This window comes from Enterobacter cloacae complex sp. OE43NF, from assembly GCF_023544405.1.
GTDB lineage: Bacteria > Pseudomonadota > Gammaproteobacteria > Enterobacterales > Enterobacteriaceae > Enterobacter > Enterobacter cloacae.
This window is the reverse complement of the sequence record NZ_JAMJFW010000054.1, coordinates 20,619-27,850: the sequence shown is the minus strand read 5'-3', so window position 1 is coordinate 27,850 and position 7,232 is coordinate 20,619. Positions and strand designations below refer to the sequence as shown.

3 protein-coding genes and 1 pseudogene are annotated in these 7,232 nt (G+C 55.8%); 3 read left to right on the top strand and 1 reads right to left on the bottom strand.

Annotated elements, in window-relative coordinates; genetic code table 11:
• The 3 genes and pseudogenes from tynA to M8370_RS19680 form a co-directional block, all read left to right on the top strand.
• The coding region (gene tynA, locus M8370_RS19690; protein WP_250021626.1) for a primary-amine oxidase at window positions 1–2,269 on the top strand (2,269 nt) is incomplete at its 5' end.
• A 166-nt stretch (window positions 2,270–2,435) separates the two neighbouring features.
• Window positions 2,436–4,409 (top strand): alkyl/aryl-sulfatase, encoded by a 1,974-nt coding sequence (locus M8370_RS19685; protein ID WP_029882838.1) that lies wholly within the window; start codon window positions 2,436–2,438, stop codon window positions 4,407–4,409.
• A 73-nt stretch (window positions 4,410–4,482) separates the two neighbouring features.
• Window positions 4,483–5,589, top strand: a pseudogene (locus M8370_RS19680) (GGDEF domain-containing protein).
• A 99-nt stretch (window positions 5,590–5,688) separates the two neighbouring features.
• Here M8370_RS19680 and M8370_RS19675 read toward each other — a convergent pair.
• Window positions 5,689–7,188 (bottom strand): aldehyde dehydrogenase family protein, encoded by a 1,500-nt coding sequence (locus M8370_RS19675; protein ID WP_058683558.1) that lies wholly within the window; start codon window positions 7,186–7,188, stop codon window positions 5,689–5,691.
• Between the last annotated feature and the right edge of the window lie 44 nt (window positions 7,189–7,232).

The following is a 7,232-nucleotide window of genomic DNA, read 5'->3' as shown; positions in this document are numbered from 1 at the left end:
CAATTCTTCATTTTCTGCCCGTAGAACGGCACTGGCTCTGGCCGTTGCGCTCTGCTGTGCCTGGCAATCTCCCGTTTTCGCTCACGGCAGTGAAGCGCATATGGTCCCAATGGACAAAACGCTTGCAGATTTTGGCGCAGAGGTACAATGGGATGATTACGCACAGATGTTCACCATTGCGAAAGACGGTGCGTTCGTAAAGGTTAAGCCAGGCGCTAACACCGCCATCGTTAACGGCAAACCCCTTGCGCTGTCGGTGCCGGTGGTGATGAAAGACAATAAGGCCTTTATCTCGGACACCTTTACCAACGACGTCTTCCAGTCCGGCCTCGACCAGACGTTCCAGGTTGAGAAACGCCCCCATCCGCTTAATGCATTAACGGCGGATGAGATTAAGCAAGCCGTGGCGATCGTCAAAGCCTCAAAGGATTTTAAACCGAACACCCGCTTCACCCAGATTGCCCTGGCCGAGCCCGAGAAAGCCAAAGTGTGGGACTTTGTGCTGAACGGCACAGCGGTGGATGCCCCGCGTCAGGCGAATATCACCATGCTGGACGGCAAACACGTCATCGAAAGTCGTGTAGACCTGAAGGATAAGAAAATCCTGCGCTGGGAGGCCGTGAAGGATGCGCACGGCATGGTGCTGCTGGATGATTTCACCACCGTGCAGCAAATCATCAACGAGAGCCCGGAATTTGCTGAGGTGCTGAAAAAACGCGGCATCAGCGATACGAAGAACGTGATCACGACCCCGCTGACCGTCGGCTATTTTGACGGCAAAGACGGCCTGAAGCAGGAAGACCGTCTGCTGAAAGTGGTGAGCTATCTGGATGTGGGCGACGGTAACTACTGGGCACACCCGATTGAGAATCTGGTGGCGGTGGTTGATCTCGAACAGAAGAAGATCCAGAAAATTGAAGAAGGCGCGGTTGTTCCGGTGCCCATGACTCCGCGTCCGTATGATGGCCGTGACCGCATCGAAACGCCGAAAAAACCGCTTGAGATCATCGAACCGGAAGGCAAGAACTACACCATTACCGGCGACATGGTGCACTGGCAGAACTGGGATTTCCACCTGAGCCTGGACTCCCGCGTGGGGCCGATCATCTCGACCGTCACGTACAACGACAACGGTAAAAAACGCCAGGTCATGTATCAGGGCTCCCTGGGCGGGATGATCGTCCCTTACGGCGATCCGGATGTGGGCTGGTACTTTAAAGCCTATCTCGATTCGGGCGATTACGGCATGGGCACCCTGACCTCCCCGCTGGTGCGCGGCAAAGATGTGCCGTCCAACGCCGTGATGCTCAATGAAACCATCCCGGATTACACCGGTACGCCGATGGAGATCCCACGTGCCATCGCCATTTTCGAGCGCTACGCCGGGCCTGAATATAAGCATCAGGAGATGGGCAAGCCAAACGTCAGCACCGAACGCCGTGAGCTGGTGGTGCGCTGGGTAAGCACCGTTGGCAACTACGATTACATCTTCGACTGGGTATTCCACGAAAACGGCACCATCGGCATTGATGCCGGAGCCACCGGGATTGAAGCCGTGAAAGGCGTGCAGGCCAAAACGATGCATGACGCCACTGCCAAAGACGACACCCGATACGGCACCTTAATCGATCACAACATCGTCGGTACCACCCACCAGCACATCTATAACTTCCGTCTCGATATGGATGTGGATGGCATCGACAATAAACTGGTGGCGATGGATCCGCAGGTGAAACCGAACACGGCTGGCGGCCCGCGTACCAGTACCATGCAGGTCAATCAGTACGATATCGATACCGAACAGCAGGCGGCGCAGAAATTCGATCCGGGTACCATTCGCCTGCTGAGCAACACCCGCAAAGAGAACCGTATGGGGAACCCGGTCTCGTACCAGATCATCCCTTACGCGGGCGGCACGCACCCGGTAGCCACGGGCGCGAAGTTTGCACCGGACGAGTGGATCTACCATCGCCTGAGCTTTATGGATAAACAGCTGTGGGTGACGCGTTACCATCCTGACGAAATGTACCCGGAAGGGAAATTCCCGAACCGCTCCACGCACGATACGGGGCTGGGTCAGTACAGCAAAGACAATGAGTCACTCACTAATCAGGACGATGTGGTCTGGATGACCACCGGAACCACGCACGTTGCCCGCGCGGAAGAGTGGCCCATCATGCCAACGGAATGGGTGCATACATTGCTTAAGCCGTGGAACTTCTTTGACGAAACGCCAACGCTTGGCAGAAAAAAAGACGAACAGAAATAATCACCGACCGGGCGTAATGCCCGGTTTTTTATTCATTTATTTGCCGAATCTCTCAGCCTGATTATAGTTATTTAACCACTCATTCTAATGACATCTTTTCAAACATTTTCAGCCAGGACACGACGTTTAATCACCGTAACGTAGTACTTTCTCTGAGAGGTTTTAGATGAAATTGAATTTGATTGTCAGAAGTCTTGCTCTGGCTGGGCTTCTCGTTTCCGTCAGTCCCTCTTATTCCGCCGAAGCCCCAAAGGACGCGACCGCGGCGACGCAACAGGCGAATAATGCCCTTTTCAACCAACTCCCTTTCTCCGATAACACCGACTTCACCAATGCACATAAAGGGTTTATTGCCCCACTGCCGCAGGAGATTATCAAAGGGGAGCAAGGGAATGTTATCTGGGATCCGCAACAGTACGCCTTTATTAAAGAGGGTGATAAAGCACCGGATTCCGTTAATCCCAGTTTATGGCGTCAATCTCAGCTGATTAATATCAGTGGTCTGTTCGAAGTGACCGACGGGGTATATCAGATCCGCAACCTCGATCTGTCGAATATGACGATTATCGAAGGTAAAGAAGGAATTACCGTGGTCGATCCGCTGGTATCAGCAGAAACCGCAAAAGTCGGCATGGATCTGTATTACAAAAACCGGGGTAAAAAGCCGGTGGTCGCCATCATTTATACCCACAGCCATGTGGATCATTACGGCGGCGTTCGCGGCGTGGTGGATGAAGCTGACGTGAAATCCGGGAAAGTGAAAGTCTATGCCCCGTCCGGGTTTATGGAAGCCGCGGTGGCTGAAAATATCATGGCGGGCAACGTCATGAGCCGTCGCGCCAGTTACATGTATGGCAACCTGCTGAAACCCGATGCCAAAGGACAGGTGGGTGCAGGGCTGGGTACCACGACCTCTGCCGGTACCGTTACCCTGATCGCACCGACCAACATCATTGAGAAAGATGGCCAGAAAGAGGTTATCGACGGGCTGACCTATGATTTTATGCTGGCACCGGGCTCAGAAGCGCCTTCAGAGATGCTCTGGTATATCGAAGAGAAAAAGGTCATTGAATCTGCCGAGGATGTCACTCACACGCTGCATAATACCTATTCGCTGCGCGGCGCAAAAATCCGTGAGCCGCTGCCCTGGTCGAAGTATATCAATCAGGCAATTGTCCGCTGGGGTGACAAAGCAGAGATCATCATGGCACAGCACCACTGGCCAACCTGGGGCAACGATAATGTGGTCAAGCTGCTGAAGAGCCAGCGCGATCTTTACCGTTACATTAACGATCAGACGCTGCGCATGGCGAACGAAGGTCTGACGCGCGATGAAATTGCCGCGAATTTCACCCTCCCTGACTCGCTGGCCCATACCTGGGCTAACCGGGGCTACTATGGTTCAGTCAGTCACGACGTAAAAGCCACCTATGTCCTTTATCTGGGCTGGTTTGACGGCAACCCGGCAACGCTTGATGAGCTTCCTCCTGTTGATGCCGCGAAGAAATTCGTGGAGTACATGGGGGGCGCTGACGCCATTCTGAGTAAAGCTAAAACCGACTACGACCAGGGCAACTACCGCTGGGTGGCACAGGTGGTCAGTAAAGTGGTCTTTGCCGATCCGAACAACCAGGCCGCGCGTAACCTGGAAGCGGATGCGCTGGAGCAGCTCGGCTACCAGGCTGAATCCGGGCCGTGGCGTAACTTCTACCTCACCGGTGCGCAGGAGCTGCGTAACGGCGTCGTGAAAGGCCCAACGCCAAACACGGCAAGCCCTGATACCGTTCGGGCGATGACGCCGGAAATGTTCTTCGACTATCTGGCTGTGCATATTAATGGTCAAAAAGCCGGGGACGCAAAATCGGTATTTAATATCGATCTGGGCAGCGATGGCGGTAAATATAAGCTTGAGCTGGAAAACGGCGTGTTGAATCACACGGCCAATGCCGAAGCGAAAGACGCCGATGCGACGCTCACGCTGAACCGGGACACGCTTAACAAGATCATCCTCAAGGAGATCACGCTGAAACAGGCGCAGGACAGTGGCGATGTCAAAATCAGCGGTGACAGTGCCAAACTTGATGCCATGCTTGGCTACATGGATAAGTTTGATTTCTGGTTTAATATTGTGACGCCGTAACGTCGCGGATTTACGGGCGGTTTATCCGCCCGCTTTTATTTCTCTTTCTCCCTGGACGGGGTAAACATCATAAATGGAAAAAAGAAAAAACCTCCCCCCCGAACGAGCCACCTGGCCTACACGTCAGGCCATGGTGCATCACGGGCTGGCGATGAACCTGCCCTGGCTGGCCTTTGTAAACGTCAGCTTTGCCCTGATGATCCTGCTGCGCCACATCCTGCTGGAAAACAGCGCGGTGCTGTACCCCGGTTCACAACACCTGACCCGGATTGTCGATGCCTCAATGCTGGGCATTATTATACTGTCCGCTGCATTAATTCTGATGGCCTGGCGCCGTATCGCCGGGATAAGCGTAGTGCTGTTTGTCTGCAGTGCCTTCTGGTCGATGTGCAGTTACTGGTTCATTACCGCCCTGCACCTTCCCCACGTCTGGCCGCTGTGCGTGATTTTATTGCTCTCCGGTTTGACGGCGCTCTATTTTTACCCGGAGGGATTACTCTCGTTTGTGCTCCCGCTCTGGCTCACCTTGCCGGTCGCCAGCTGGGTGCTGAATGATGGCCTTAATCTTCGCTTTGTCACCATCTGGAGCGTATTCACGCTGATTATGCTTTGCGGGCGGTTTATCCTGTTAAGCTGGTTTGACGAGGCCTGACGGCGGAATCAGCAAAACCAGCTGTTAATCTCCAGGCTCGATGCGCTGGCGCACCAGGATCCCCTCACCAAAACCGCCAATCGCCGGATGATGGAAGTGGTGCTGGAGAATGCCGTTGAGCAGAATAAAGCCTTCTCGCTGATCATGCTGGATATCGATTATTTCAAGCTTTATAACGATACCTATGGACATCAGGCCGGTGACGACTGTCTGACACGCGTGGCGCAGGTGCTAAAGCAGGCCGTGCGCACCCCGGACGATGTGGTGTCACGCTACGGCGGAGAAGAATTTGTGGTGATCCTGTTTAATTGCCCGGAGAACGTTGCACAGCAGGTTGCCCGCCGCATTCAGGACGGCCTACGCGCGGCGGCGATACCGCACGGTGCGTCCAAAGTCAGTGAGCATGTGACCGTCAGCATGGGGATTGCAGGAATTGCACCGGGCCTGGCGGGCCCGGAACTGATCGCCCGCGCCGATGCGGCGCTGTACCGCGCGAAAGAGGCCGGGCGGGATCGGTGGTCGCTGTAAAACTAACCCGCCAGGGCCTGATGCCCTCACCCTGACCCTCTCCCACGGGAGAGGGAACAAACACTAAAAAGGCAACCTCCCGGTTGCCTTTTGCTTTTATTAATAGCGCACACACACCGATTTGGTTTCACACCAGCCGTCCAGCCAGTCCGGGCCGAAGTCGCGTCCGGTGCCGGACTGCTTCATGCCGCCGAACGGCAGGTTGGCGTCAATCAGCGTATGGCTGTTCACCCAGACGGTACCCGCCTGCAATCTGTCGGTATACTCCAGCGCCTTACTGATATTCTGCGTCCAGACGCTGGCGGTCAGGCCATATTCGGTATCGTTGGCAAGGGTTAGCGCCTCTTCGCCATCGGCTACGCGTACCAGGTTGACCACCGGGCCGAACACCTCTTCGCGGGTCAGCCGGAGTCCCGGATCCGGGTTGACCACCAGCGTCGGCGAGATGTAATACCCTTTTCCGTCCGGCCCACGGTTACCGGTGATCAGCTCTGCATTGCGCGATTTTGCTTCATCCAGGAAGGTCTGCACCTTGTCGCAGTGAGCGCGGGACACCAGCGGGTTGATAAACGCCTCCGGCGACATGCCCGGCCCCACGCTCAGGGATTTCACCGCCTGCTCAAACCCGCTGACCAGCGTGTCAAAAAGCGGCGCTTCTATATAGATACGCGAGCTCGCGGCGCAGACCTGGCCCTGATTAAGGAAGCTGCCGGTCATCAGCCCCTCAATCACCCACGCCGGATCGGCGTCTTTCAGCACGATGGCCGGGTTTTTGCCGCCCAGCTCCAGCGTCACGCCGGTCAGCGTGTCCGCCGCCGCGCGGGCAATCTGTTTCCCCGTCGCCGTGGAGCCGGTGAAGCTCACTTTGGCAATATGCGGATGCGAGGTCAGCGCTGCACCGCACACCGCGCCGCTTCCGGTCACCACGTTAAACACACCGTCAGGGATACCGGCTTCGCTCGCCAGTTCCGCCACCCGCAGCATGGTCAACGGCGTGGTTTCTGACGGCTTAATGACGATAGAGCAACCCGCTGCCAGCGCAGGCATCACCTTCCACATGCCGATCATCAGCGGGAAGTTCCACGGCACAATCCCGGCCACCACGCCCACCGGCTCTTTACGCGTCCACGACTGATAGCGTGCACCTTGCGGCAAGGGAATGGAGAGATCGAGGGTTTTGCCGGTTATTTTGGTGGTCAGCCCGGCGGTATAGCGCATCCAGTTCAGGGTGCAACCCACTTCAAAGAGACGGGAAATATTGATGGATTTCCCCTGCTCCAGCGTTTCAAGCTGGGCCAGCTCCTCGCTGTGCTGCTCCACCAGGTCGGCAAAGCGCAGCAGGATGCGCTCGCGCTCTGCCGGTAATTTCCCGGCCCAGTTGCGGGCGACAAAGGCTCGCCAGCCGGACATCACCGCGCGGTCGACATCATCGACGCTGGCATCTGCCGTAGAGGCGATAACCTCCCCGGTGGCAGGGTTATAAATATTCAACCGTTTTTCACTCTCCGACGCGGCCTGCCGCCCCTCAATCCACAGCCCGTGATGTCGGTCCAGAAACTGCTGTACGCCTGGCTGGATGGCGACCTGTGATTCAGACATAGGGTACTCCTTCGTTATTATTCGCAGGGTGTTACTGCAGTCTA

What these genes read in the sequence shown, in the direction of transcription:
- M8370_RS19675 (WP_058683558.1), bottom strand. Translation starts at nt 7,188, where the DNA reads ATGTCTGAATCACAGGTCGCCATCCAGCCAGGCGTACAGCAGTTTCTG.
- M8370_RS19685 (WP_029882838.1), top strand. Translation starts at nt 2,436, where the DNA reads ATGAAATTGAATTTGATTGTCAGAAGTCTTGCTCTGGCTGGGCTTCTC.